Here is a 2156-nt window from a genome sequence, read left to right on the forward strand (position 1 = left end):
CTTATAGCATACTCGCAATATAAAAAACCATTAGCAAAAGCTAATGGTTTTTTATCATCAAGCCACAAATATTAGCCTGCTTTAATCATTTCATTTTCCTTATCAATAAAACGACCAACAATCGCTAAGACTAAATCAAACGCACCACAGACAAAGGACAGTTCTGCTGCCATAAAAATGATGAATCCCTAATACACTAGATATGCCAGCTAGAATGACTGCTATAGCATACTCCCCATCCAACTCAATAACCTGTTACTTATTAACAATCAACAAAGTAAACACTGCCAATATGTAAAGTGACATATTAGATACTGGCGTTACAGCTCATCACCCTCTTCCGCTTGCATACGCTCAACATCTTGCTTGGTGTATCCCATCGCTTCGGTGACATAGCAAATCTTCACCAGTTGGAACATTTGCACAAAAGAGCTAACCCGTCCTGCATGCATTTGTACATTTAATAATTCCATGGTGGCACCTGCATCATCGCCGGGTGATACTGTAGCGCTCAATTCAGATAACGACTGGTTATTAGCAGAGACCTCATCAATGAGATTGTTATATTCTGTGACGTTTTCTGGCGTATAACAGGTAGATGTTTCAGGTAATTGCGATAAAAACTGCTCATACTCTTTTACAAACAACCTAGCTTGCACCAACGTCTGCTCACCGAGTGCTTGTAATTCTTGCACCTTGCCACTTTGGAATACAGCCGACGCATTGCCAGAATCCATAAGCTGATTAAACTCTTGCATCAAGACTAGCTGCTTATCGGATAGCACTTTTGCATCTTGCGCTATGGGTTTGGTTTTAGCTTCAAATGCATCAATAGCAGCTTGGTTACTCGCCAATGCAGCAAAACTCATTGTGGTAATGGCAGTAGTAATGGCCACCAGTAAGCTGGCTTTTTTCATCATGTTCATCGATAACATCCTGTTAGTTGAATACTTGAAAACAATCAAGCCATATATGTTCATGTTAATTTTGCCATAGTCGACAATTTGGGGTGGCCATGTTTATTCTTAAACCAAATAACGAATATACAGTGAGTACAAGCCAAAGCCTGTCATACCTAGTAGAGCTATAGCCATCGGTATGAGTATGTAAAAACGCCATACCGCTGCTATTTTTGGGATTTGCGTCAACGTTGCACTGTAGCCGAGTTGAGACAGTGCAATAACAAATTTATTACTATCAAATGTTTGCCCGGCTAACGTAATGCTTTCACCGTGACTCACATCAATGTTTACTCTAAATACAAAAGGTCGCCTGTATTGCCTAAGGGTACTGTCACCATCGCCAGCTTTATACCAATTCCACTCAATATTAATTGATTTAATCGCAGACTTTTCTATCTGTCTAACTTGCTTGTCCTCAAAATACACTCTTGGAATAACAAGTGAATTCTCGCTGATAACAATCTCATTAGGATTCGATATCCCCTGTGTATAATGCTTATCGCAAATGAGCTTTCGCCTTACAGCAGACACAGCTACCCCAAATAGTGCAACCACTGTGGCCGCTACGATATTTTGGCTGGAATAAAGGATAAACAAGGCAGCCATAAAACTGATATAACTTGAAGCCCAGACTTGATGAAAGTATTGCCGAGGTAAAGGCAGCATAAACAGTGTGACGGGGTATTGTAATTTTATCGGGTCGTTAAATAGCTTAATCCCAATAAAGGCTTTTACGGTATCTTGGTCGAGCGAAACTGAACTAAAGGTTGGCCAATCTTTACGACTAACGCTATCAAATTGACCGACAACATTAATCCCCTGCGACATTAACTCTTTTCGACATTGTTGCACCAATGCGGGCAACTTATGTTGCTTCACTTTTAACGATATCGATATCGGTTCAGAAAATTGAGCTTGTTGACTCTCTTTAACATGCAAAATCACTTTATAAGTATTATGCACTTCTTTTAACTCAATATTTTTTATTATTGAGTAATCAACATCTTGTTGTTGAAGGGAATAAATGGATTTCCTCCCTAACTTGAAACCATGGAACCGTGTTAACACCTTGCGTGAGGCATCAAAGCACCATCGACATTGATAACTAAACGCTACCAACATCGACAATATACTGAGCATTAAACGCCCGACAGTTTCAGCCGAAAAAGAAAAGACACTTACCGCCAACACCAC

General features: G+C 39.8%; 2 protein-coding genes. Both read right to left on the reverse strand.

The genetic code is table 11. The annotated features are described in order from the left end of the window. Nucleotides 1–320 precede the first annotated feature (320 nt). Nucleotides 321–926: a hypothetical protein gene (locus tag H5202_RS21065; protein WP_182773778.1), complete on the reverse strand. Its 606-nt coding sequence runs from the start codon at nucleotides 924–926 to the stop codon at nucleotides 321–323. Between the two features lie 99 nt (nucleotides 927–1025). Further along, a partial coding sequence (locus tag H5202_RS21070; protein WP_182773779.1) for a hypothetical protein occupies nucleotides 1026–2156 on the reverse strand: 1131 nt, incomplete at its 5' end.

This window comes from Shewanella sp. SG41-4 (genome assembly GCF_014164505.1).
GTDB lineage: Bacteria > Pseudomonadota > Gammaproteobacteria > Enterobacterales > Shewanellaceae > Shewanella.

What these genes read in the sequence shown, in the direction of transcription:
- H5202_RS21065 (WP_182773778.1), bottom strand. Translation starts at nt 926, where the DNA reads ATGAACATGATGAAAAAAGCCAGCTTACTGGTGGCCATTACTACTGCC.